19 protein-coding genes and 1 riboswitch are annotated in these 24780 nt (G+C 43.9%); of the genes, 13 read left to right on the top strand and 6 right to left on the bottom strand.

The window, feature by feature from the left end; translation table 11 throughout:
• Window positions 1-4: 4 nt before the first annotated feature.
• Window positions 5-538, bottom strand: a complete 534-nt coding sequence (gene rppH, locus PROVALCAL_RS10475; RefSeq protein WP_006659219.1) for an RNA pyrophosphohydrolase — start codon at window positions 536-538, stop codon at window positions 5-7.
• A 113-nt stretch (window positions 539-651) separates the two neighbouring features.
• Window positions 652-744, top strand: a riboswitch (TPP riboswitch).
• A gap of 62 nt (window positions 745-806) precedes the next feature.
• On the opposite strand from rppH, the gene thiB reads away from it, so the two are divergent.
• The 6 genes from thiB to rluA all read left to right on the top strand — a co-directional run bounded on the left by thiB (window position 807) and on the right by rluA (window position 10645).
• On the top strand, window positions 807-1811 hold the full coding sequence (gene thiB / locus PROVALCAL_RS10470; protein ID WP_039861856.1) for a thiamine ABC transporter substrate binding subunit: 1005 nt from the start codon (window positions 807-809) through the stop codon (window positions 1809-1811).
• Window positions 1787-3391 carry a thiamine/thiamine pyrophosphate ABC transporter permease ThiP gene (gene thiP, locus PROVALCAL_RS10465; protein ID WP_006659217.1) on the top strand — a complete coding sequence of 535 codons (1605 nt, stop codon included), beginning with the start codon at window positions 1787-1789 and terminating at the stop codon, window positions 3389-3391. Before thiB ends, thiP begins: the two co-directional genes overlap by 25 nt.
• Entirely contained in the window at window positions 3384-4094 is a 711-nt protein-coding gene (gene thiQ / locus PROVALCAL_RS10460; protein WP_006659216.1) for a thiamine ABC transporter ATP-binding protein ThiQ, read from the top strand. Before thiP ends, thiQ begins: the two co-directional genes overlap by 8 nt.
• Window positions 4095-4156: 62 nt before the next feature.
• On the top strand, window positions 4157-6508 hold the full coding sequence (locus tag PROVALCAL_RS10455; protein ID WP_006659215.1) for a DNA polymerase II: 2352 nt from the start codon (window positions 4157-4159) through the stop codon (window positions 6506-6508).
• 333 nt (window positions 6509-6841) lie between these two features.
• Window positions 6842-9748: an RNA polymerase-associated protein RapA gene (rapA, locus tag PROVALCAL_RS10450; RefSeq protein WP_006659214.1), complete on the top strand. Its 2907-nt coding sequence runs from the start codon at window positions 6842-6844 to the stop codon at window positions 9746-9748.
• Window positions 9749-9994: 246 nt separating this feature from the next.
• Window positions 9995-10645 carry a bifunctional tRNA pseudouridine(32) synthase/23S rRNA pseudouridine(746) synthase RluA gene (rluA, locus tag PROVALCAL_RS10445; RefSeq protein WP_006659213.1) on the top strand — a complete coding sequence of 217 codons (651 nt, stop codon included), beginning with the start codon at window positions 9995-9997 and terminating at the stop codon, window positions 10643-10645.
• Between the two features lie 140 nt (window positions 10646-10785).
• Here the strand turns inward: rluA and djlA are convergent, their stop codons facing one another.
• Window positions 10786-11601, bottom strand: a complete 816-nt coding sequence (gene djlA, locus PROVALCAL_RS10440) for a co-chaperone DjlA (protein WP_006659212.1) — start codon at window positions 11599-11601, stop codon at window positions 10786-10788.
• Between the two features lie 204 nt (window positions 11602-11805).
• Here djlA and lptD point away from each other — a divergent pair, with 204 nt between their 5' ends.
• From lptD to apaH, 6 genes are all read left to right on the top strand, one after another.
• Window positions 11806-14175 (top strand): LPS assembly protein LptD, encoded by a 2370-nt coding sequence (gene lptD, locus PROVALCAL_RS10435; RefSeq protein WP_006662962.1) that lies wholly within the window; start codon window positions 11806-11808, stop codon window positions 14173-14175.
• A 68-nt stretch (window positions 14176-14243) separates the two neighbouring features.
• Window positions 14244-15566 (top strand): peptidylprolyl isomerase SurA, encoded by a 1323-nt coding sequence (gene surA, locus PROVALCAL_RS10430; RefSeq protein WP_039861855.1) that lies wholly within the window; start codon window positions 14244-14246, stop codon window positions 15564-15566.
• Entirely contained in the window at window positions 15547-16539 is a 993-nt protein-coding gene (gene pdxA, locus PROVALCAL_RS10425) for a 4-hydroxythreonine-4-phosphate dehydrogenase PdxA (protein ID WP_006659209.1), read from the top strand. The genes surA and pdxA overlap by 20 nt, the downstream gene beginning before the upstream one ends.
• Complete coding sequence (gene rsmA, locus PROVALCAL_RS10420) at window positions 16536-17345, top strand: 16S rRNA (adenine(1518)-N(6)/adenine(1519)-N(6))-dimethyltransferase RsmA (protein ID WP_006659208.1); 810 nt, start codon at window positions 16536-16538, stop codon at window positions 17343-17345. Before pdxA ends, rsmA begins: the two co-directional genes overlap by 4 nt.
• 18 nt (window positions 17346-17363) lie before the next feature.
• Window positions 17364-17741, top strand: a complete 378-nt coding sequence (apaG, locus tag PROVALCAL_RS10415) for a Co2+/Mg2+ efflux protein ApaG (protein ID WP_006659207.1) — start codon at window positions 17364-17366, stop codon at window positions 17739-17741.
• A 2-nt stretch (window positions 17742-17743) separates the two neighbouring features.
• Complete coding sequence (apaH, locus tag PROVALCAL_RS10410) at window positions 17744-18571, top strand: bis(5'-nucleosyl)-tetraphosphatase (symmetrical) ApaH (protein WP_006659206.1); 828 nt, start codon at window positions 17744-17746, stop codon at window positions 18569-18571.
• A gap of 79 nt (window positions 18572-18650) precedes the next feature.
• On the opposite strand, the gene folA is transcribed toward apaH, so the two are convergent.
• On the bottom strand, window positions 18651-19145 hold the full coding sequence (gene folA, locus PROVALCAL_RS10405; RefSeq protein WP_006659205.1) for a type 3 dihydrofolate reductase: 495 nt from the start codon (window positions 19143-19145) through the stop codon (window positions 18651-18653).
• 202 nt (window positions 19146-19347) lie between these two features.
• On the opposite strand from folA, the gene PROVALCAL_RS10400 reads away from it, so the two are divergent.
• On the top strand, window positions 19348-19962 hold the full coding sequence (locus PROVALCAL_RS10400; protein ID WP_006659204.1) for a LysE family translocator: 615 nt from the start codon (window positions 19348-19350) through the stop codon (window positions 19960-19962).
• A gap of 44 nt (window positions 19963-20006) precedes the next feature.
• On the opposite strand, the gene ftsP is transcribed toward PROVALCAL_RS10400, so the two are convergent.
• The 3 genes from ftsP to parC all read right to left on the bottom strand — a co-directional run bounded on the left by ftsP (window position 20007) and on the right by parC (window position 24759).
• A complete protein-coding gene (gene ftsP / locus PROVALCAL_RS10395; protein WP_039861853.1) occupies window positions 20007-21422 on the bottom strand; it encodes a cell division protein FtsP in 1416 nt (471 codons plus the stop codon).
• 295 nt (window positions 21423-21717) lie between these two features.
• Entirely contained in the window at window positions 21718-22446 is a 729-nt protein-coding gene (locus PROVALCAL_RS10390) for a 1-acylglycerol-3-phosphate O-acyltransferase (RefSeq protein ID WP_006662957.1), read from the bottom strand.
• Between the two features lie 57 nt (window positions 22447-22503).
• Window positions 22504-24759: a DNA topoisomerase IV subunit A gene (parC, locus tag PROVALCAL_RS10385; protein ID WP_006659201.1), complete on the bottom strand. Its 2256-nt coding sequence runs from the start codon at window positions 24757-24759 to the stop codon at window positions 22504-22506.
• Window positions 24760-24780: the final 21 nt, after the last annotated feature.

Genomic DNA, 24780 nt, shown 5'->3' with positions numbered 1-24780 from the left:
AGGCTTATTTGACTCCGCGCCTACGATTATTAAAAACAGGTCGTTGTGGTAATTTTTGTTCCTGCAAAGGCATAACCACGGGGGCGAATTCCTTCATAACACGCCGATAAACTTCACGTTTAAAAGAAACCACTTGCCTAACAGGATACCAATAACTGACCCACCGCCAGCCGTCAAATTCTGGCGATTTACTGCGCTGCACATTTATATCGGCGTCATTACATTGGAGTTGAAGTAAAAACCAACGTTGTTTCTGTCCAATACAAACAGGTTTTGTATCCCAACGCACCAAACGCTTAGGTAATTTGTAGCGTAACCAATTACGGGTAGATGCAAGTAACCTGACATCTTTACGCTGTAGTCCGACTTCCTCGTATAACTCACGATACATCGCTTGTTCTGGCGATTCCCCAGGGTTAATCCCACCTTGAGGAAATTGCCAAGAATGCTGACCATAACGGCGAGCCCATAAGACTTGACCTTGCCGATTACAAATTACAATTCCTACATTCGGGCGGTAGCCATCATCATCGATCACTAGACTACCTCAATAACCAAATTTGAAAGATGCCTAATTGTTTCACACATACCTAAACTGGTAAACCTATATCAATACAGTTTGCAGATATGTCTGAAGTAACTACAATAGTCTGCGTCTCAACGGGGTGCCAATTTGGGCTGAGAAATAACCCGTAGAACCTGATCCGGCTAATACCGGCGTAGGGATTTGAGCTGCCGTCTACAAATTATTGTATCGGTCCCCCCTCAAATCCTGTGTGTTTTTTATGATTTACGCAGGAATTACAATGACTAAAAATAAGCTATTTACCTCTATCATTGCATTAACCACCTTAAGTTTTGCAACGTTAGCCTCAGCAGAGAAACCAACGCTGACTGTCTATACCTATGATTCTTTTGCCGCTGAGTGGGGTCCAGGCCCACAAATTAAAAAGAATTTCGAAGCCCAATGTGATTGTGAATTGAAATTAGTTTCATTAGGTGATGGTGTTGCGCTACTCAACCGCCTGCGTATGGAAGGTGCTAAAAGCAAAGCTGACGTTATCTTAGGTTTAGATAACAACTTGCTTGATTCCGCAGAAAAAACAGGATTATTCGCCGCTGCAGATATCAAAACTGATGCCCTCAAATTACCTATCGAATGGAATAGCAAAACATTCATTCCTTACGACTATGGCTACTTCGCGTTCATCTACGATACCAATAAAATTAAGCAGCCACCGAAAAGCATGAATGAGCTGCTTGATAGCAAAAATAATTGGAAAATCATTTATCAAGATCCTCGCACCAGCACCCCTGGCTTAGGGTTAATGTTGTGGGTTGAAAAAATCTACGGTGAAAAATCTGCCGATGCATGGAAAAAAATGGCAGGCAAAACGCTCACAGTTACGAAAGGCTGGAGTGAATCTTATGGATTATTCTTGAAAGGCGAAGGTGATTTTGTTCTTAGCTATACCGCCTCTCCGGGCTACCAGATTCTGAATGATAAGAAAGATAACTACGCTGCGGCTCTGTTTGATGAAGGGCATTATATGCAAGTCGAGGTAGCAGCTAGATTGAAGCACAGCCCGCAGCCTGAGCTCGCAAAACAGTTTTTACAGTTTATGTTAACGCCAGAATTCCAAAACACATTACCCACAACTAACTGGATGTATCCGGTGATCGATATACCGCTACCTGAAGTGTATAACGTGTTGCCATTACCGAAAAAATCATTGCAATTTAGTGCTCAAGAAGTGGCTAAAGAACGTCAAGCATGGACTCGTTTATGGCAAACCGCCGTCAGTCGTTAATCAACTTAACTTTATTACCGGGGGCGCTTGCCTCCGGTTTATTGCTTGTCGTTGCTTTGCTCGCATTTGGGGCTCTGTGGTTTTTCGCACCTGAAATTTCGCTCAAAGAAATCGTTGAAGATGATTACCTCTGGCATGTCATCGGTTTTACGTTTTGGCAGGCACTGCTTTCCGCGATTTTTTCCATTATTCCCGCTATTTTTCTTGCAAGAGCCCTTTACCGCCGGCGGTTCTGGGGACGAACGCTCTTCCTCCGCCTATGCGCTATGACTCTCGTTTTACCCGTATTGGTGGCTGTTTTTGGTATTTTATCGGTATACGGGCAAACCGGATGGCTTGCAAAACTGTGCCAATGGCTAGGATTTGAATACCAATTCTCGCCTTATGGATTACGTGGCATTTTATTGGCTCATATCTTTTTCAATATGCCACTCGCCACCCGAATGCTATTACAATCGCTTGAAAATATTGCTATTGAGCAACGACAAAGCGCAGCTCAACTTGGATTTAATGAGTGGCAACAATTCGCTATTTTGGAATGGCCCTATTTGCGCCGCCAGATGTTACCGACTGGCGCCTTAATTTTTATGTTGTGCTTTGCCAGTTTTGCGACAGTACTTGCTTTGGGAGGCGGTCCAGCAGCGACAACTATCGAGTTAGCGATTTATCAAGCGCTTAGCTATGACTTTGATTTAGGACGAGCCACATTGCTCGCCTTGATTCAGCTTGGCTGCTGCGTGGGCTTAATGTTAATTTGCCAGCACATTAATCATGCATTCTCAATTGGCTTTAGTCATCAAAATCAGTGGTTTGACCCTGCCGATAACCTATTTCGTCGCTTGCGCGATTTGCTTGTGATTGCTGCCGCCCTCCTCCTATTAATCCCGCCCTTATTAGCGGTTATTGTCGATGGACTAAATAGTCAACTACTGGACGTCCTCCAGCAATCAGCCTTATGGCAAGCAACATCAACATCACTGTTTATCGCACTTTTCGCAGGAGTGATATGTGTCATCCTCACGCTAATGCTGCTTTGGAGTAGCCGAGAACTACGACTGAGAAATGCACTAAAACTTGGACAAGCGATTGAACTCAGCGGTCTCATCATTCTCGCGATGCCTGGGATTGTTCTGGCAACTGGCTTTTTCATTTTTTTCAATGAAACCATTGGTATCCCTGAGACTCCTTATCCGCTCGTGATCATGACAAATGCCTTACTTGCGATCCCTTATGCCCTAAAAGTGCTTGATAACCCTATGCGGGATTTGGCTCAACGTTATAATCCATTGTGTCAATCTTTGGAAATTACAGGCTTTAACCGATTTAAAATTATTGAGTTACGAGCGCTACGTAAACCTATCGCTCAAGCATTAGCGTTTGCTTGTGTTATTTCAATCGGGGATTTTGGCGTCGTCGCCCTGTTTGGTAATGAAGCGTTTCGCACTCTACCTTACTATCTTTATCAGCAAATAGGCGCTTATCGTACTCATGACGGTGCTGTCACCGCGATGCTATTGCTGTTACTTTGTTTTTGTCTGTTCAGCTTACTTGAGAGATTATCGGGAAAGACTCATGATTGAATTAAAAAACCTAGATTATCAATACGATAGTTTGAACATGCACTTTGATTTCATAGTCGCTTCAGGGGAAAGAGTCGCGATCATGGGACCGAGCGGCGCAGGCAAGAGTACCCTACTTAGCCTAATTAGTGGATTTCAGTATCCTCGCCACGGCACTATCACGTTAAATGGCGAAAATCATACATTGACACCCCCTGCGAAGCGCCCTGTCTCCATGCTATTCCAAGAAAATAATCTCTTTGCCCACCTCACGGTTAGGCAAAATATTGGGCTAGGCTTACAACCTAGTTTGCGCCTTAATCAACTGCAAATGACTGAAGTTGAACAAATGGCGCAACACGTCAGCTTAACTGAATGCTTGGATAGAACACCGGCGCAGTTATCGGGTGGTCAACGTCAACGTGCAGCGCTTGCTCGCTGTTTAATTCGCAACCAACCTATTTTATTGTTAGATGAGCCATTTTCTGCCTTAGATCCCGCTTTACGCAATGAAATGCTGCAATTACTCAATGACATTTGCGTTAATAAATCCATCACGTTATTGATGGTCTCTCATAGTATTGAAGACTCACTACAAATCGCCCCTCGTAGCTTAGTGATTGCCGATGGCGCAATTGTGTATGACGGCGATACTGAAACACTGTTACAAGGCAAAACCGATGCTTCTGCATTATTAGGTATTTCTAATTATCTCGATAAATAACACTGTATAAATCCCCACCATTCGCGTATATTAATTGCAGATTATTTACGCGAGTTTCCTTTATGCCTCCATCCAATGCCCCCGCTGAAAAAGGCTTTATTCTTAGCCGCCATTGGCGAGATACCCGCTACGGTATCGAGGTCAGCTATTGGCTACTTACCGATAATCAACCGCAAAAAGTCATTGTTCCTTATCAACAAGCCGTCGGTTTTTTACCCGAATCTAAACTGCCCCTTGTACGCCATTTATTTGAAGGGCAAGCTGATATTAGCTATCGCCCCGTTGAGCTTCGGGATTTTAAACGCGAAAAAGTGTATGCCATTTACTGTCAGCAATATCGCCAGTTACAAAATTTGGACAAAAATTGCCAAGCGCTAGGTGTCGAGTTATTAGAAACTGATATTCGCCCTTGTGAACGTTATTTAATGGAGCGCTTTATTACCGCTCCCGTGTGGTTTTCTCGAAATCATCAAGGAAAATATCAACTTAAACCTTGTGACGGTTATCGACCAACATTACGCGCTGTCTCCCTTGATATTGAAACTAGCCAGCATGGGGAGCTTTACTCAATTGGGTTAGCTGGCTGTGGTGATAATGTCGTGTTTATGCTGGGGCCTGAACAAGGTCCAGCCCTCAACAATGAACATCGGCTAGTGTACGCAAACAGTCGCCCTCAGTTACTCGAACAATTAAACGACTGGATTCAGCAATATGATCCTGACGCCATTATCGGTTGGAATTTAATTCAATTTGATTTGCAAGTGTTACAAAAACACGCAGAGCGTTATGGCATTCCACTTTTATTAGGTCGGCAAGGGAAAAAGCTTGAATGGCGAGAACACGGTTTTAAGCAAGGGGTGTTTTTTGCCTACGCTGAAGGTCGCTTAATTATTGATGGTATTGATGCGTTAAAATCGGCAACATGGAGTTTCAGTTCATTCAGTTTGGAATCCGTTGCCCAGCAATTGCTTGGTGAAGGAAAGGCAATTGATACTCCCTATGATCGGATGGATGAAATTAACCGCCGCTTTGCTCACGATAAACCCGCCCTCGCCCATTACAATATTCAAGACTGTATTTTGGTGCATCGCATCTTTGAGAAAACCGATTTAATGGCATTCTTGCAAGAACGCTCTACAGTCACAGGGCTCGCCGCCGATCGCATGGGAGGCTCAGTCGCCGCCTTTTCCCATTTATATATTCCTCGGCTACACCGCTTAGGGTTTGTTGCCCCTACGCTCTCTGAGCAAAAATTTCAGCTCAATCCCGGCGGATTTGTCATGGACTCCCAACCTGGTTTGTATGACTCTGTTTTGGTGCTTGATTATAAAAGCCTATATCCCTCAATTATTCGCACCTTTTTGATTGACCCTGCAGGCATGATTGAAGGGCTGGCTCATCCTGAACCTGAGCATTCTGTTGAAGGATTTCGTGGGGCATGGTTTTCCCGCACTACGCACTGTTTACCTGATATTGTCAGCCATATTTGGCAAGGTCGAGATAAAGCTAAACAACAAAAAAATGCCCCTCTATCCCAAGCACTCAAAATCATTATGAATGCATTTGCAGGGGTTTTAGGTGCCGATGGATGTCGCTTTTTTGATCCTAGATTAACCGCTTCAATTACGATGCGTGGTCATGAAATCATGCGCATTACGAAGCAATTAATTGAATCTCAAGGCTATCAGGTAATCTATGGGGATACAGATTCCACCTTTGTTTGGCTAAGGGATCCTCACACAGATGAACAAGCGCAAAAAGTCGGTTATCAATTGCGAGATCATGTTAATAATTGGTGGAAACAACATCTTAAAGAAGAGTGGCAACTCGATGGTGTTCTCGAACTTGAATATGAAACCCACTATCGACGCTTTTTGATGCCAACGATCCGCGGAACCGACCAAGGCAGTAAAAAACGCTATGCAGGTTTAAGCCAAGATACCATGGTTTTTAAAGGGTTAGAGACTATCCGCTCTGATTGGACGCCTCTCGCTCAAAATTTCCAAAAAGAGTTGTATACCCGTATTTTTTATCGTCAGCCTTATCGAGAGTTTATTAACGATTATATTCGTGCCATTCGTTCTGGAGAATATGACAATCGCTTGATTTATCGTAAACGCCTGCGTCGTAAATTGTCCGATTATCAGCGTAATGTTCCCCCTCACGTAAGAGCTGCACGACAGGCGGATGAATACAATTTAAAATTACAGCGCCCTTTGCAGTATCAAAATGGGGGTTGGATCAGCTACATTATTACCCAAGCGGGTCCTGAACCGCTTGAAACTGTGACGGCTAAACCCGATTATGAGCACTATATTCTCAAACAAATCAAGCCTATCGCCGATGGGATTCTCCCTTTTCTGCAAGATGATTTCGATACCATTTTGACAGGGCAAATTAATCTTTTGTTTTAAAGCCTAACGAGCAGCGAGAATTGTACAATTCTTATTACAATTGCCGCATTTTTAACAGGTGACGATAAGCGAATGTTGAATTAATATAACGCCCCTTTGGTATCTCGACCTGTTATACGCACAGCTTGGCGAGAAAATCGGCTATACTCATCATAATTCGAGCAACGCGACTCGAAAGAGAAAAGAGCTATAATTGCCAAACGGCAAAACGATTAAAAAATTTCGCATCACCCTTGGTATATAACCGTTATATCAACACTGGGCAAAGACACCGATTAGTTGTCTTAAACATCTAAAAATAAACAATCAAAATTATGGAATTAAATTAAACCTATGCCATTTACTCTTGGTCAACGCTGGATCAGCGACACAGAAAGCGAACTTGGGTTAGGCGCCGTCGTGGCTATTGATGCCCGTATGGTGACGTTGCTTTTCCCTGCAACAGGGGAAAACAGACTGTATTCACGAAGTGATGCGCCCATCACCCGAGTGATGTTCAACGAAGGTGATACCATCACCAGTCACGAAGGTTGGCAGCTACAAGTTGAAAGTATTCAAGAAGATAAAGGGTTACTGACCTATACCGGAACGCGCTTAGACACCCAAGAAGCGGATGTCAGTTTGCGAGAGGTTTTCCTCGATAGCAAATTGACGTTTAATAAGCCACAAGACAGGCTGTTCGCGGGTCAAATCGATCGTATGGATCGCTTCGCTCTGCGTTTTCGCGCACGTAAATTCCAAAGCGAACAAGTTAAACACCAAGCCACTGGCTTACGTGGTATCCGCGCAAGTTTAATCCCTCATCAGCTGCATATTGCTAACGAAGTAGGTAAACGTCATCATCCGCGCGTTTTACTGGCAGACGAAGTGGGCTTAGGAAAAACAATCGAAGCGGGTATGATTATCCATCAACAATTGATGGCGGGTCGTGCTGAGCGCGTCTTAGTGATTGTACCGGATAGCTTGCAGCACCAATGGCTAGTCGAAATGCTGCGCCGCTTTAATTTACGCTTTTCCCTATTTGATGATAGCCGCTACAGTGAAGCGCAACATGATAGCGATAATCCATTTGAAACTGAGCAGTTAGTACTGTGTTCTTTGGATTTTGTTCGCCGTAATAAACAGCGCTTTGACCAACTCGTTGACGCAGGCTGGGATATGATGGTGGTTGATGAAGCTCATCACCTGCAATGGAGCGAAACCGCCCCAAGCCGTGAATATCAAGTCATTGAAACGTTAGCGGAACATGTTCCATCTGTGTTGCTATTAACCGCAACCCCTGAGCAGCTTGGTCAAGAGAGTCACTTTGCGCGTTTGCGCCTCCTCGATCCTAGCCGTTTCCACGACTACCAAGAGTTTTTAGCTGAGCAAGAAAACTATCGCCCTGTCGCAGATGCGGTTTCACTGCTGCTGTCTGGCGATAAATTAACGAACGATCAGCAAAATATACTGAACGAACTCATTAAAGAACAAGATATTGAGCCGTTACTGAAAGCTGCGAATCTTGAAGGTGATGATAGCCAAGCCGCTCGCCAAGAACTGATCCACATGCTGATGGACAGACACGGTACTAGCCGCCTGTTATTTAGAAACACTCGTAATGGTGTCAAAGGCTTCCCACGCCGTGAATTGCATTCTTTAAAAATGCCACTGCCAACTCAATACCAAACGGCAATCAAAGTCGCTGGCATTATGGGCACGAAAAAGGATGTGGAAACTCGCGCAAAAGAGATGCTGTATCCTGAACAAATCTACCAAGAATTTGAAGGCGAAAACGCCACTTGGTGGAACTTTGACCCACGTGTTGAATGGCTGATGGGCTTCTTAACCGCGAATCGCCACGAAAAAGTACTGGTTATCTGTGCTAAAGCTGCCACCGCATTGCAACTTGAGCAAGTTCTGCGTGAACGTGAAGGGATCCGCGCCGCGGTATTCCACGAAGGTTTATCGCTGTTAGAGCGTGACCGTGCTGCTGCCTACTTTGCTTCACAAGAAGAGGGGGCACAGGTTTTACTGTGTTCAGAAATTGGCTCCGAAGGCCGTAACTTCCAATTTGCTAACCAATTAGTGATGTTTGATCTGCCATTCAACCCTGACCTACTTGAGCAGCGTATTGGGCGTTTGGATCGTATTGGTCAAAGCCGCGATATCGTCATCAACGTGCCGTACTTAGAAAATACTGCGCAATCTGTGTTGATCCGCTGGTACCACGAAGGGTTAGATGCATTCGAGTATACTTGCCCAACGGGTCGTACTATTTACGACAAATACTATCAGCAACTGCTGCAATTTATGGCAGAGCCAACTATCACTGACGGGTTTGATGAATTTATCAAAAACTGCCGTGAAGAACACGATGCACTGAAAGCCCAGTTAGAGCAAGGTCGCGACCGATTGCTGGAAATGCACTCAAATGGTGGTGATGCGGGTAATCAACTAGCCGAAGAAATTGGCGAAGGAGATAACGAAACTGAGTTAGTCAACTTTGCGTTGAACTTATTTGATATCGTAGGCATCAATCAAGAAGATAAGAGCGATAACTTAATTATCCTCACGCCATCAGATCATATGTTAGTCCCTGATTTCCCAGGATTACCACAAGATGGTTGCACCATCACCTTTGATCGTGAGCAGGCTCTTTCGCGCGAAGATACACAGTTTATTAGTTGGGAGCACCCAATTATTCGTAACGGTTTGGACTTAGTGTTATCGGGTGATACCGGTAGCTGTGCCGTGTCTGTTTTGAAAAATAAAGCATTGCCAGTCGGTACATTATTGACCGAATTGATTTATGTGGTTGAAGCTCAAGCCCCTAAACAACTGCAAATCAGTCGTTTCCTACCCGCAACGCCAGTACGTTTATTAATTGATTTAAAAGGTAATAACCTCTCTTCACAAGTGGAATTCGAGAGCTTTAACCGCCAATTAAATGCAATTAACCGTCATATGGCGAGCAAGTTAGTCAATGCGGTACAAAACGAAGTGCATTCAGTGCTACGACTCTCTGAACCAATGATTGAGAAAGAAGCTAAATCTATTATTGAGAATGCGAAAGAAGCGGCCGATAAAGCTCTAACTCTTGAGCTGTCACGTTTAGAAGCACTGAAAGCGGTTAACCCGAATATCCGTGATGAAGAACTCGACATTATCGAAGAAGAGCGTCGCCAATTGATGACCAATATCGACCAAGCATCATGGCGCCTCGATGCTATTCGCCTCGTGGTTGTCACGCATCAGTAGAGAATGTAGCTCGGCACTAGCGGTGCTGGCTGATAGCAGCCAACACCGCTACAGCGTGAAGAGTGAAGGATAAAAAGTAGGTATTTATAGTTTGGCTTTTGACTTTATCTCTCTATTATTAGCCAAAATTATTCGCGTTGTAGCTAGGCGGCAAACGAAGATATCCCTAGGTGCATACTCAAGTATGTGACTAGGGTAGCTAAGAGCTGCCAACACCGTTACAGCGTGAAGAATGAAGGATAAAAAATGTTACCCTATAATCCGCCAACAGACCCTTGGCTATATGTCCTTTACCAAGATGAACATATCATCGTAGTAAACAAGCCTAGCGGTCTGCTTTCAGTGCCAGGGAAAGCCCCTGAGCACCATGACAGCATTATGAGCCGTATTCAGCGAGATCACCCTGCTGCTGAATCTGTTCACCGTTTGGATATGGCAACCAGCGGAGTAATGGTGGTTGCGCTGCACAAAGCCGCTGAGCGGGAACTCAAACGCCAATTTCGAGAGCGTGAGCCCAAAAAACACTATGTTGCGCGCGTATGGGGTCATTTAGAAAAGCCCGAAGGTTTGGTGGATTTACCACTAATTTGTGATTGGCCGAATCGCCCTAAGCAGAAAGTCTGTTTTGAAACGGGTAAATCGGCACAAACCGAATACCTTGTTCTGGAATATGAAGAGCAAGCCACACGAGTTAAACTTTCCCCCATTACTGGGCGATCGCATCAATTACGTGTGCACATGTTGGCACTGGGGCATCCAATCCTTGGGGATAGATTCTATGCTCATGAAGAAGCATTAGCATTGGCGCCACGTTTGCAGTTACATGCTCAGGAGCTCTATATCACACATCCAGAGTATGGTACGCCAATGCATTTTACTTGCCAGCCAGACTTCTAACTGTCGCGTCGAATATCCCTAATCACGCAGACTACCGCAAGGTCATGCCGATTGAATAAATCCCTAGGCACGTAGATAACTGCGTAACTAGGGAATCCTGCGAAGCCAATAACACCGAAGTACAAAATATAGTGGGGAAATTATTTGAAGCCTCGTTCTTTTTTGACTAGATCATAAGCGGCTTGAATTGACTGCGCTTTTTGCTTAGCTATCTCCATCATTTCCGGCGGTAACCCTTTTGCTACCAGCTTATCCGGATGGTGTTCACTCATCAGCTTACGATATGCGCGCTTAATTTTTGTCGGCTCATCATCCACAGCGACACCAAGCACCTTGCAAGCATCTTCCAGCGTCGGTCCATTATTTTGCTGATAATATCCCCCAGACTGCTGTTGAGAGTAACCATGACCAAACTGACGACCGCTTTGAATCATACTCAAGAACTGTTCGAACTGAACTTGGGAAATGCCGAGCTCTTCTGCAATGATTAACAGCACTTTCTTTTCATTCGGATGCAATGAGCCATCGGCAAAAGCAGCTTGCAGTTGAATTTCCAGAAACATCTGAATTAGGTCATGCCGACCATAACATGCCATACGCAATTGCTTTAAAACATCACGTAGTGGAAACTCTGGCGATTTCCCTTCTCTAAAGGCTTGCTGAGCCGCTTTACGCGTTTCCCCATGCAGTTGCATTCTATCCATCAAATTCGACGCTAACTGAATGTCTGTCTCAGTAACACGCCCTTTCGACTTGGTTAAATGCCCTAGTATTTGGAAGGTACTCGCGAAGAAAATAATTTGTCTATCGCGCTTATTGATGGAGCTGGCGAACTTACGTTGAGCCGAGGCTTTATCAAAACCGTGTCCAATGAGTAAGCCTGCTAGTGCTCCCCAAAACCCTAAACCGGAGACAATAGCGAGTATCACCCCAATAATTTTACCCCAATAGTGCATATATCCCTCAATTCTTCAATGCTCAGAATGCAATTTTGCATTATCATACTATCCATTCTGCTTTTGTGCATAACGATAAAGAGCCTAACAAGTTGCTAACAACGAACGCCACAGTTTTGATATTATGCTGGCGAAAACGGATTGGCTAAGATAGTCTTTGAGCGTTTGCCGACTGTGCCCATTTGACGGACTCCTTATTTAATGATGAAAAAAAGTTATCCCACAATAATCGCCACCATGGTATGGGCGGCTATTTATAGCCAGCAAGCACATGCTGATCTTGCAGCACAATGTATGCTTGGGGTGCCTGTTTATGACAAACCGCTGGTCACTGGCGACTCCAATAGTTTACCGATTGAAATTCAAGCTAACGATGTCACTGGGGAATACCCTAATTTTGTCGAATATACAGGCAATGTTGATATTCAACAGGGTAACCAAACTCTCACCGCAGATAAGGTCAAACTGACGCAAACCCAAAAAAACGGTGAAGAACCTGTTCGTGAAGTGACGGCAACGGGTAACGTTCATTATGATGACCCTCAGATTATCCTGAAGGGACCTTCCGCATGGTCGAATTTAGATAACAAAAATACTGATGTTGATGACGGTAACTACATGATGGTAGGTCGTCAGGGTCGCGGTGAAGCGAAAAAAATGAAAATGCGAGGTGAAAACCGCTATTCCATTATGGAAAACGGAACCTTCACCAGCTGTTTACCGGGAAGTAATACCTGGAGCGTTGCAGGCTCTGAAGTCATTATTGACCGTGAAGAAGAAGTGGCTGAGATTTGGCATGCACGCTTCCGTATTGCGGATGTCCCTGTATTTTATAGTCCATATATGCAGCTACCAATTGGTAGTAAACGTCGTTCTGGTTTCTTGATCCCGATGGGAAGCTATTCAAATAATGACGGGCTGGAATTCACACTCCCGTATTATTGGAACATTGCCCCGAATTACGATGCTACTATCACACCACAGTTTATGACTCACCGTGGCGTTAAACTAAATAACGAATTCCGTTATTTAATTACACCTGGTACAGGCACCATGGCTTTCGATTTTATCAACCATGACCGTGCTTATATAAAAGATAAAGAGAATGGTAAACGAGATGCACGTGACAGCGATGACCGTTGGTTATTCTACTGGCGTCATTCAGGCACCTTTGCTCAACACTGGAACTTTGGTGCAGATTATACCAAGGTTAGTGACCGCCAATACTTTACTGATTTTAGCTCTCAGTACGGTAGTACCACCGATGGTTATGCCACGCAAAAATTTAATGTCGGCTATTCAGATACCAATTGGAATATGAAAGTATCTCATAAACAATTCCAAGTCTTCGTTGATGACCCCAACCGCCGTGCATATAAAGCTGAGCCACAAATCGATTTTAACTATTATCAAAATAACGTCGGTATGTTGGATTTCCATACCTATGCACAAGCTGCCCGCTTTACCAGTGTAGGTGAAAATAACCCAGATGCGACGCGTTTGCATATCGAGCCAGAAGTCAGCATGCCGCTGTCCAATGGCTGGGCTCAGATGAATAACAGCATTAAATTAATGGCAACCCATTACGACCAAGATATTCCTGATGTAAGACAAGACAGCGGCTTAGACAAAAATGTCACCCGCGTACTGCCAATGTTCAAGAGTGATGCAAAGGTCGTTTTTGAACGTAACCTATATCAAGGCAGTGATTTTGTTCAAACCTTAGAACCGCGCGTCCAATACTTATATATTCCGTACAAAGATCAGGACAATATCAATAACTACGACTCCGCACTCTTACAGTCTGACTATACTGGTCTGTTCCGTGATCGTATTTACAGTGGCTTAGACCGTATTGCCTCTGCAAACCAGTTCACCACCGGTGTCACCACCCGTATTTATGATGAAAACTTAGCTGAGAGATTTAATTTCTCCGTTGGGCAAATTTACTATTTAGAACGCCCTCGCGCAGGTAACTCAAATCTGAAAATTGATGACAAGAGTGATACCGGTTCATTAATGTGGGCAACCGATGCCATGTGGCATATTGATGAAAACTGGGGTATTCGTGGTGGTTTACAATATGACCGTCGCCTCGGCAGTGTCACCATGGGAAATGCGGTTACTGAATATCGCTTTGATGCCGATAGACTGATTCAGCTGAATTACCGCTTTGTTGACCGTGACTATATCCAAGCCACGTTCCGTCGTGAAGATACCGCTGGTGGCTATACTTATACACTCCCTGAGTACCAGCAAGGTATTTCACAAGTTGGTACCGTGGTTAGCTGGCCGTTAAGTGACAACTGGGGCTTTGTGGGCTCTTACTATTATGATACCAAGCAGCAACAATCAGCGAGCCAGCTCGTCGGATTACAATACAATGCGTGCTGTTGGGCAGTCAATTTAGGGTATGAACGTAAGATTGTCGGTTGGCAGAAAGAGAAGTTTAACAGCGAATATGACAACAAATGGTCAATTAATGTGGAACTTAGAGGCCTAAATAACAATCATAGTTTAGGTAGTCAGGAGATGTTGAAACAAGGTATTATTCCTTATCAACGTGCTTTCTGATAATAAACAACATAACGATCACGATTAGCCCGCATATGCGGAATAAAAGTCAATTTTATAGGACCATTATGAAGAATTGGAGAACGCTTATTCTAGGACTGATGTTCGCAAGCTCTGCTAGTTTAGCTGCGCCACAGCAAATGGATAAAGTGGCTGCGGTTGTCAACAACGGAGTTGTACTGGAAAGCGACGTCCAGAATATGATCAACACAGTGAAACTGAATGCGCGTAACGCAAATCAACAAGTTCCTGATGATCAAACCTTGCGCCAGCAAATCATTGACCGTTTGGTTATGGATAACATCATGTTGCAGATGGCCAACCAAATGCAGATTAATATCCCTGAAGAAGCAGTTAATACCACTATCGCGGATATTGCTCGCCAAAACAATTTAACCTTACCTCAGATGGAAAAACGCCTGACGGCAGATGGCATTAACATTGCCAAATACCGTAGCGAAATCCGTAAAGAAATGCTATTAGCGGAAGTGCGTAACAATGAAGTTCGCCGCCGTATTACTATTTTACCTCAAGAAGTCGATGCATTAGCGGACCAAATGGATTCTCAAATGAACGCGCAAAAAGGCGTGAATTTAAGCCATATCCTGATCCCGCTGCCAGAAAACCCAACGCCAGAACAGCTGGCGAAAGCTGAATCTTTAGTCGATAAAATCTTAAGCGACCTGAAAAAAGGCTCTGACTTCGGTAAATTAGCTATTGCCTACTCCGCGGATCCTCAAGCGCTGAAAGGCGGAAATATGGGTTGGTCACGTCTGCAAGAACTGCCTGTCGTATTTTCTGATGAACTAAAAAATGCGAAGAAAGGCGACATCGTCGGTCCAATCCGCTCTGGTGTTGGCTTCCATATTTTACGTGTAAATGAAGTTAGTGGTGATACTCACCAGCCAATTTCCGTCACTGAAGTTAAAGCGCGTCATATCTTACTGAAATCATCACCAATTATGGATGATGCCACAGCAAGACAAAAACTGACTCAGCTGGCTCAAGAGATCCGTAACGGTAGAATTTCATTTGAAGAAGCCGCTAAAGAGAACTCTGAAGACCCAGGTAGCGCATTAAAAGGCGGTGAGTTAGGCTGGAACATGCCAGATGTTTACGACCCAGCATTCCGTGATGCGTTAATGAAACTGAAAAAAGGCGAAATCAGCCAACCTGTTCCTTCAAGTTTCGGCTGGCACTTAATTCAATTAGAAGATACTCGTAGTGTCGATAAAACTGATGCGGCGAAGAAAGATCAAGCGTACCGTTTACTGTTCAACCGTAAGTTTAACGAAGAAGCGCAGACTTGGATGCAAGAACAGCGCGCAGCAGCTTATGTGAATATCGTCGATGGTCGCCAAAGCCAATCTAATGATGAACAAGCAAAATAAGCCCATTATCATCACCCCCGGCGAACCAGCCGGGGTAGGTCCGGATCTCCTGATTCAGCTGGCTCAACAAGCATGGCCAGTTGAATTCGTCGCTTGTGCCGATCCGGATTTACTTCTTCAACGTGCTAAGATGCTCAACTTGCCATTAACTCTGCACGAATATCATGCAGATCAACCTCAATCGTCCATGGCAAGTCACCTTTCCATTGTTCCTGTTTCGTTGAACGTGCCTGCTGAGCCTGGAAAGCTGAATGTTCGTAATGGCGAATACGTCACTGAAACCTTAGCCCGTGCCTGTGATGGTTGTTTGAATGGCGAATTCTCTGCCATTGTGACGGGACCGGTTCACAAAGGCATTATTAATGATGCAGGCATTCCATTCAGCGGTCATACTGAGTTTTTTGCTGATAGAAGCCACTGTGACCGCGTTGTGATGATGCTCGCAACTCAAGAGCTACGTGTTGCCTTAGCCACCACGCACCTCCCGTTAAAAGATGTGTCCGATGCGATAACTCAGCAAAGCTTGCATGAAGTCATCACCATTTTGCATCATGATCTGCAAACTAAGTTTGGCATTGAAAACCCACATATTTATGTTTGTGGACTTAACCCACATGCAGGAGAAGGCGGACATATGGGAACGGAAGAGATTGATACCCTCATTCCAGCCCTAGAAACACTGCGTAAACAAGGTATGACCTTAATGGGTCCGTTACCCGCAGACACCTTATTCCAACCGAAGTATTTAGAGGATGCAGACGCTGTATTGGCGATGTATCACGATCAGGGACTACCTGTGTTAAAATACCAAGGTTTCGGCAGAGCGGTAAATATTACCCTTGGTCTGCCATTTATCCGTACTTCCGTCGATCACGGCACAGCGCTTGAATTAGCAGGTACGGGTCAAGCCGATGCGGGCAGTTTTATCACCGCATTGAAATTAGCTATCCAAATGACACAAAAGAATTCATGAATAATCGAGTCCATCAGGGGCACCTTGCCCGCAAACGTTTCGGGCAGAACTTTTTAACTGACCAATTTATTATCGACAGTATTGTGGATGCTATGCACCCGCAACCAGGACAAGCCATTGTAGAAATTGGTCCCGGTCTTGGTGCATTAACTGAACCTGTTGGTAGCCGCATGGATAAAATGACGGTAGTTGAGCTTGACCGCGATCTCGCCGCTCGCCTGCACGTCCATCCTCAATTAAAAGATAAACTGACCATCATCCAACAAGATGCGATGACTGTAGACTTCGGTGAACTGGCAAAACAAGCTGGACAGCCAATACGAGTCTTTGGTAATTTGCCTTATAACATCTCAACCCCGTTGATGTTCCACCTGTTTACATTCACCAACCAAATTTCCGACATGAACTTCATGTTACAGAAGGAAGTGGTTAACCGGTTAGTCGCAGGTCCGGGGAGCAAAGCTTATGGTCGTTTAAGTGTTATGGCACAATATTACTGCAATGTTGTTCCTGTGCTCGAAGTTCCACCAACCGCTTTTGCCCCGCCACCAAAAGTAGATTCAGCAGTAGTAAGATTGATCCCTCACAAGGAAAATCCATACCCTGTGAAGGATATTAAAGTATTAAGCCGTATTACGACTCAAGCATTTAACCAACGTCGTAAAACTATCCGCAATAGTCTTGGGGATTTATTCAGTGTTGAGCAGTTAACCGAGTTGGGTATCGACCCAGGTACACGTGCTGAAAATATCTCTGTTGAGCACTATTGTAAGATGGCAAACTATCTGTGTAATTTTTCGGAATAGAGAATCTGAGGAGGCACAATGCTGAATGATCCCAATGTGAGCATCCAAGTTCAAAGTGTCTACATAGAAAGCCAATCCCAACCTGAGATCGCCCGTTTCGTCTTTGCGTATACCATTTGTATCCGTAATGTAGGGCGAGTCCCGATACAGTTAATGAGCCGGTATTGGCTCATTACCAATAGTGATGGTCGTAAAACTGAAGTGCAAGGTGAAGGCGTGGTTGGCGAACAACCCGTGATTTTACCGGGCAAGGAATATCGCTATACCAGCGGTGCAATATTAGAAACACCAATGGGTACGATGGAAGGCTATTACGTCATGCTGAGCGACCAAGGAAATCACTTCCATGTTGATATTCCTGCATTTCGTCTCGCCATCCCAACACTGATTAATTGATTATGTCCACATATATTGTAGGTGATATACACGGTTGTTATCGTGAGCTGCGGGAACTTCTTGATAGCGTGAGTTTCGATCCACAGCAAGATACATTATGGCTAACAGGTGATCTTGTCGCCCGTGGTCCCGATTCACTGCAAGTATTGCGCTACGTGAAAAGCTTAGGGTCATCTGCACGATTAGTACTTGGCAATCATGACCTACACTTAATTGGTATTTATTGCAAAATTAGCCGTAATAAACCCAAAGACCATCTTGATGAGCTACTGAATGCGCCTGATATTGATGAATTAATCAATTGGTTACGCCGCCAGCCACTGTTGCAAGTCGACGAAGACCAAAAAATGGTCATGACCCACGCAGGGATAACCCCTCAGTGGGATCTCGAAACAGCCAAAATGTGTGCTCGAGAAGTGGAAGCCGTTTTATCTAGCGATGCCTACCCACTTTTTATTGACTCGATGTATGGTGATATGCCAAACAATTGGTCTGAGAGCTTAATGGGGCTCGCACGTTTACGCTACAGTACGAATGCCCTTACCCGTCTGCGCTATTGTTTTCCTAATGGTCAGCTGGATATGGACTGCAAAGAAAGCCCAGCTAAAGCCCCTGCTCCTTTAAAACCGTGGTTTTCTCTACCAAGTCAATTCCCTGAAGATTACTCAATTTTCTTTGGTCATTGGGCATCACTGGAAGGTAAATTTACACCAGAGCATGTGTATGCAATGGATACGGGTTGTTGCTGGGGAGGAGATTTAACGCTGCTTCACTGGGAAACTAAAACATTCCATAGACAAAAATCTCACCAAAAACGTCGTAAAGAGTAAGTGTTTTCTCAGATACCAAAATGATAGATAGTAAAATGGCACCTAACAGTGCCATTTTTATTGACTAGACCAACAACGATTAGACGCGACGAGTCAGAACTTCAATGCAGAAACCGTGGCTATTCGCTTCGTCTGCTTCGTGATACTCAGTGAAAATAGAATCCCATTCATCGGGTTCATAGGCAGGGAAATGTGTATCTCCAATCACTTCCGCATCTACATGGGTCAAATACAGTTTATTGGCGAGTGGTAGAAACTGCTGGTAAACCTTGCCACCACCAATCACCATAATTTCATCGGCACCTTCAACTGCTTTCGCAGCTTCTAATGCTTCTTCAATGGATTTAACCCAGATAACACCGGTTTCAGTCCCTGCTTGACTACTTAAAACAATATTAACACGCTGTGGTAAAGGGCGGCCTAACGCTTCATAAGTCACGCGTCCCATAATCACAGGTTTATTCAATGTTTGACGTTTAAACCACGCCAAATCACCAGGTAAATTCCAAGGCATCGCATTTTCCATGCCGATAACCTGATCGAACGCCATTGCTGCGATTAAGCTAATATTCATCTAACCACCTTAGAAACGAAATATAAAAATTGTGCACACTATACGGAAACAGACATACTACGTCGACTAAATTTAATCTTCCTTAAATACGACGCAATCCCTTATACTCAAACGAATCAAGTCAATGCACTAAACGATGTTTACAACGCTTTTAGTCCCTTATTACTCAGTTTAGTTCAACCTAAAATAAAGAGATTACATTATGTATCAGACCAGTATCATGGTCGCGACGATTGCCGCCCTTGGCATGGTTTCACCCGGTCCAGATTTCTTTTTAATTATCAAAAACGCAGCACGCTACCAACGTTCTGCCGCTATGATGACCGCCTTCGGTATTATCGTCGCCATTGCACTTCACATGTCCTATTGCGTGGCAGGTCTTGCCGTGTTGATTACCACCACGCCATGGCTATTTAATATTCTCAAGTATGCTGGTGCTGCCTATTTAATCTGGATTGGACTAAAAAGCCTCATGCCACAAAAAGTCCAACGCATTGATTTGACTACCAATCAACATGAGCATGTGACGTTTAAAAAGGCTTTTATGCAAGGCTTCTTATGTAATGTATTGAACCCTAAAGCCACTTTATTCTTCTTAGCCATTTTTACGCAAGTGCTCAGTGTCGATTCTACATTCTCAGAAAAGCTGTGGTTCGCCTTTATTATTTGGGGTCTTGCAGTGATTTATTGGCCGATTTTAGTTTTATTGATTCAAAGCACCCCTGTCAGAAAAGGGTTAGCTAAAGTCCAAAAATATGTGGATAAAGTACTCGGAGTGGTACTTGTCGCCTTTGGCGTGCGTGTTGCGTTAAGTTAATGCTGAAAATGATAAAGCCCCAAATAATGGGGCATTATCTTTTATTAGTTAGCACTATCTTCTGGTGTAATGACCAATTGCCCTGCGGAGCCTAAATCCGCTTTCTCTAAATTTTGGCTATAAAACAAGAATGGGAAGTGGTTATATGATGGTTGCATCATTTGAACAAGTAGCTCACAACGCCCATCAATCCAAACTGTGTCTTTCCAACCAAAATTATCGGGTTGAGCGGGTTGACCGTTACAATTAATAACTTTGAATCGAACACCTTCAATGTGGAACGCCTGTGGCTGTTGGCTACTCACATTCCAACGCTCCCAGCTACCTTGGCGAGAGGTGATATCCACACGAGCGGTATCTAATTTTGCACCGTTGATCCCCACAGGATCATTCAATTGAATATCACGATTGGTGATTGACGACGTAATTTGCGTTGTATCCAAAACTAATTGTTTTGGAACATCATCCGTCACCAGCGACATTAATCCTGTTGCTTTGATGGTTAACACATTGGTCGAGATTAAGTTATTAGAAGGCTCAAATAACCCTTTTACGCGATCCATTAACGATGCGGACTCCCCTGCCGTTATCGTTAACTCTTGAGTTTTAGCCATATCAATCAGGACTTCACGACGTTCTCCTGGCGCAAGCGGCAACTCTTGAACACTCGCGGGAACCGTTAATAATCCTTGATCAGAGCCAATCATGATAAAAGGACGCCCATCACTAATTTTCATGACATAACGTCTAGAGTTAGATGCATTCAATAAGCGTAAACGTATCCAACCACGAGAAACCTCAATATAAGGGTCTTGTACCCCATTAACCACGAGTGTATCCCCAAGGAATCCATTTTCATCAACGTGATATTCAGGGGCTCCAAAATTATCTAAGCGCTTATCTTGAATAATAATAGGGAAATCATCGACACCGTAATGCTTAGGTAAACGTAGCTCTTTGGTAGAATCATCATCAATAATCCACATTCCCAGTAGACCATTGTAGACTTGCTGCCCCATTTTCCCTTGAGTATTCGCATGATACCAAAGCGTTGCAGCATTTTGGCGAATAGGGATCACTGGCGACCAATCCGCATTTGGCGAAATTTGCCTTGCTGCACCACCAATTTGCGTACCCGGTATTTGTAATCCGCTAATAGTCATCGAAACCGCATCAGGTAGCCTGTTGCTATAAATAAGTTTGAGATCATCCCCTTTTTTAACGCGGATCGTAGGTCCTGGATAAGAGCCATTAATCCCTAAAACCTCTGCCGAATATTTACCATCAAAAGACCAATGGATTTTTTGTAATGTTAAAAAGAGAGGCTGTCCCGAACGGGATTCTAACAAGGGTGGAACAGGGAGTGCGGTTGTTCCTTCTGCACTCGCATGAGTTGATACCTGTAATAAGCACACAGCCAACCCGCTAATCAACAATGATCGGCAACGACTGAATAACATAGATTCTCCGCTAAATAAAAACCAGCAAATTATTTTAATAAACCATTAAAAATTAGTGACTTATCTGAGTATTTTTAAGTATGTGCTGGTGATACCACTATTTGGAATTCAATAATTTATCTTGTGATAAATTTGTGAGCCATCATATCGCGAAAGGACATGGAATTCTAAAAATATATGTATCAATAATTAAAATATAATAAATTCAAGTGGTGATAATTGCAGGTGGGTTAAATAACAACGGGGATAAAATGGTGGGATGCTCTCAATAACACCCCACCTTCAATACACTTGATTAGCGTTTATTCAGCTCATCGACTTCTTTATCTAATTCTTTAATTTTAGCTTCCATCAAGTCATGGCAATATTCTGACAGCTCACGAACCTGATCTTTAGAATATTTAGATGTATCAATTGGATCTAACATTTCAATAATCACATGACCATTATTCCAACGATTCAAGCTGATTCTATTTTGTGTCGTAGAAACGCAGACAGGAACAATGGGTACACCCGCCGCAATCGCTGCATGGAATGCACCTGTTTTAAATGGCAGTAAACCACGACCACGGCTGCGTGTTCCTTCAGGGAACATCCACACTGAAATCTGACGAGATTTAATCTGTTCAGCAACCTGTGAAATGGTATTATGCGCCTTAGAACGATTCCCACGGTCAATCAATATATTACCGGTGATCCAATACAAAAAACCAAAAAACGGGATCATAACAAGGCTTTTTTTCCCCACCGTGACCGTTCTTGGTTGAACACCGTTCGACATGGTCACCATGTCATAGTTATTTTGGTGATTACCAATATAAATACTTGGGCCATAATCCTTCGCTTTCGCAGGAACCCGGTCAATCATTTTGATGCCAAACACTGGGGATAAACGCCCAAACATACGACCAAACGTCATCACATGTTTTGGATTCCGTGGGCTAAATAAGCAGTAAATACTTCCGCCTACACACACACAAATCGTAAATATGATCACAATGATAGCTCTAATTAGCGCTAGCATAATATTCCTTAACTTATGAAAAGGGCTTTAAACAAGCCCTTGAATTATCTTTTATTTTTATTCTGCATTCACAGAATCGACATCAATACGTTCAATGTTATGTAAACCGCGAGGTAAAGAGGTTCCTTTACGTCCACGCTCCGCACGGTATTTTTGTAAGTCTTCTGATTTAAATTTCAGTTTACGCTTACCAAAATAGAGCGTGATAGAGGCTTGTGGCGGTATTACCATTAACCAAACTAGCAGATCTTCACCACTTGCCGCTTGTGCGCCAGTGATATTAATAATCTTATTCCCTTTCCCTTTGGATAATTGTGGGAGGTCAGACACCGGGAATAATAACATACGACCCGCTTTCGTGATGGCTAATAACAAATCTTCTTTTTCGTTATTTAGCTCAATTGGCGCCATTACTTTTGCATTTTCAGGTAGTGACATCAACGCCTTACCAGTTTTATTCTTCGTCACCAAATCATTAAAGGTGCAAATAAAACCATAACCCGCATCAGATGCCATTAAGTATTTCTGCTCTTCCGGCGCCATCAGCACATGCTCAATCGTCGCACCCGGCGGTAATGTCAATTTACCCGTAAGTGGCTCACCTTGGCTACGCGCAGAAGGCAATTCCAACGGATCTATTGAGTAACTACGCCCGGTGCTATCAAGGAATACTGCCGCTTGATTAGACTTACCTCGTGCAGCCCCCTTGAAGCTATCACCCGCTTTGTAGCTAAGGTTGCTTGGTTCGATATCATGCCCTTTCGCACTACGCACCCAGCCCATATCAGACAAGACAACAGTAATCGGTTCCGAAGGTAAAATCTCATGCTCACTCAGTGCTTTTGCTTCTTCACGCTCCTGTAATGGCGAACGGCGATCATCACCATACGCTTTAGCATCCGCTTGAATTTCCTTTTTAATCAAGGTATTCAAACGTGCTTCAGAGCCTAAAATAGCTTGTAACTCATCGCGCTCCTTGGCTAATTCATCCTGTTCACCGCGAATTTTCATCTCTTCGAGTTTCGCTAAGTGACGCAGTTTTAATTCTAAAATTGCTTCGGCTTGCGTATCGCTAATATTAAAACGCGACATGAGAACCGCTTTTGGCTCATCTTCATTACGAATAATTTCAATCACTTCATCGATATTCAAATACGCGATGAGTAAGCCATCCAGAATATGCAAGCGTCTTAATACTTTTTCTAAACGGTGGTTTAAGCGATTACGTACCGTTTGGCGGCGATAGATGATCCACTCGTTGAGGATCTCCACCAGCCCTTTCACTGCCGGACGGTTATCTAAACCAATCATGTTTAAGTTAACACGGTAACTTCTTTCGAGATCCGTCGTTGCAAACAAGTGAGTCATCACTTGCTCAAGATCCACACGGTTACTGCGTGGCACGATCACTAAACGAGTTGGGTTTTCGTGATCCGATTCATCACGTAGATCTTCCACCATTGGCAGCTTTTTCGCACGCATTTGGTTGGCGATCTGCTCCAAAATTTTCGCCCCAGAAACTTGATGAGGCAGTGCGGTGATCACCGCATTACCCTCTTCTTTTTCCCACACGGCGCGCATACGTACTGAGCCACGACCATTTTGATAAACTTTACGAATATCTTCTGGTGACGAGATAATTTCAGCTTCTGTCGGGAAGTCAGGACCCGGAATAAACTGCATGATCTCATCAAGGTTTAATTTCGGTTTTTCGAGTAGTGCCACCAGTGCACTTGCCACTTCGCGGGCATTATGTGGTGGAATATCCGTCGCCATACCGACGGCGATCCCCGTGGTACCATTTAATAAAATATTTGGCAGACGGGCAGGCAACATTTTCGGCTCATTTAATGTGCCGTCAAAGTTAGGTACCCAATCAACAGTACCGTGACCTAATTCGCTTAACAGAACTTCTGCATATTTTGATAGACGAGATTCGGTATAACGCATCGCTGCGAAGGATTTCGGGTCATCCGGAGCCCCCCAGTTTCCTTGGCCGTCAACCAAAGGATAACGGTAGGAGAATGGCTGCGCCATTAACACCATCGCTTCATAACAGGCGCTATCACCATGTGGATGATATTTACCTAATACGTCACCAACGGTTCTTGCAGATTTTTTATATTTTGCCGTATTGCTCAGCCCTAACTCGGACATGGCATAGACAATTCGGCGCTGAACTGGTTTAAGTCCATCGCCGATAAATGGCAACGCTCTATCCATGATGACGTACATCGAGTAGTTCAGATAGGCGTTTTCAGTAAAGGCATGAAGCGGTAAACGCTCCACACCGTCATGAGTAATTTCACTCATTCAATACGTTCCTTACTCTTA

The sequence above is a fragment of the Providencia alcalifaciens DSM 30120 genome, from assembly GCF_000173415.1.
Classification (GTDB): Bacteria; Pseudomonadota; Gammaproteobacteria; order Enterobacterales; family Enterobacteriaceae; genus Providencia; species Providencia alcalifaciens.
The sequence above is the reverse complement of the archived record's forward strand: the minus strand, read 5'-3'. Positions and strand labels throughout refer to the sequence as shown.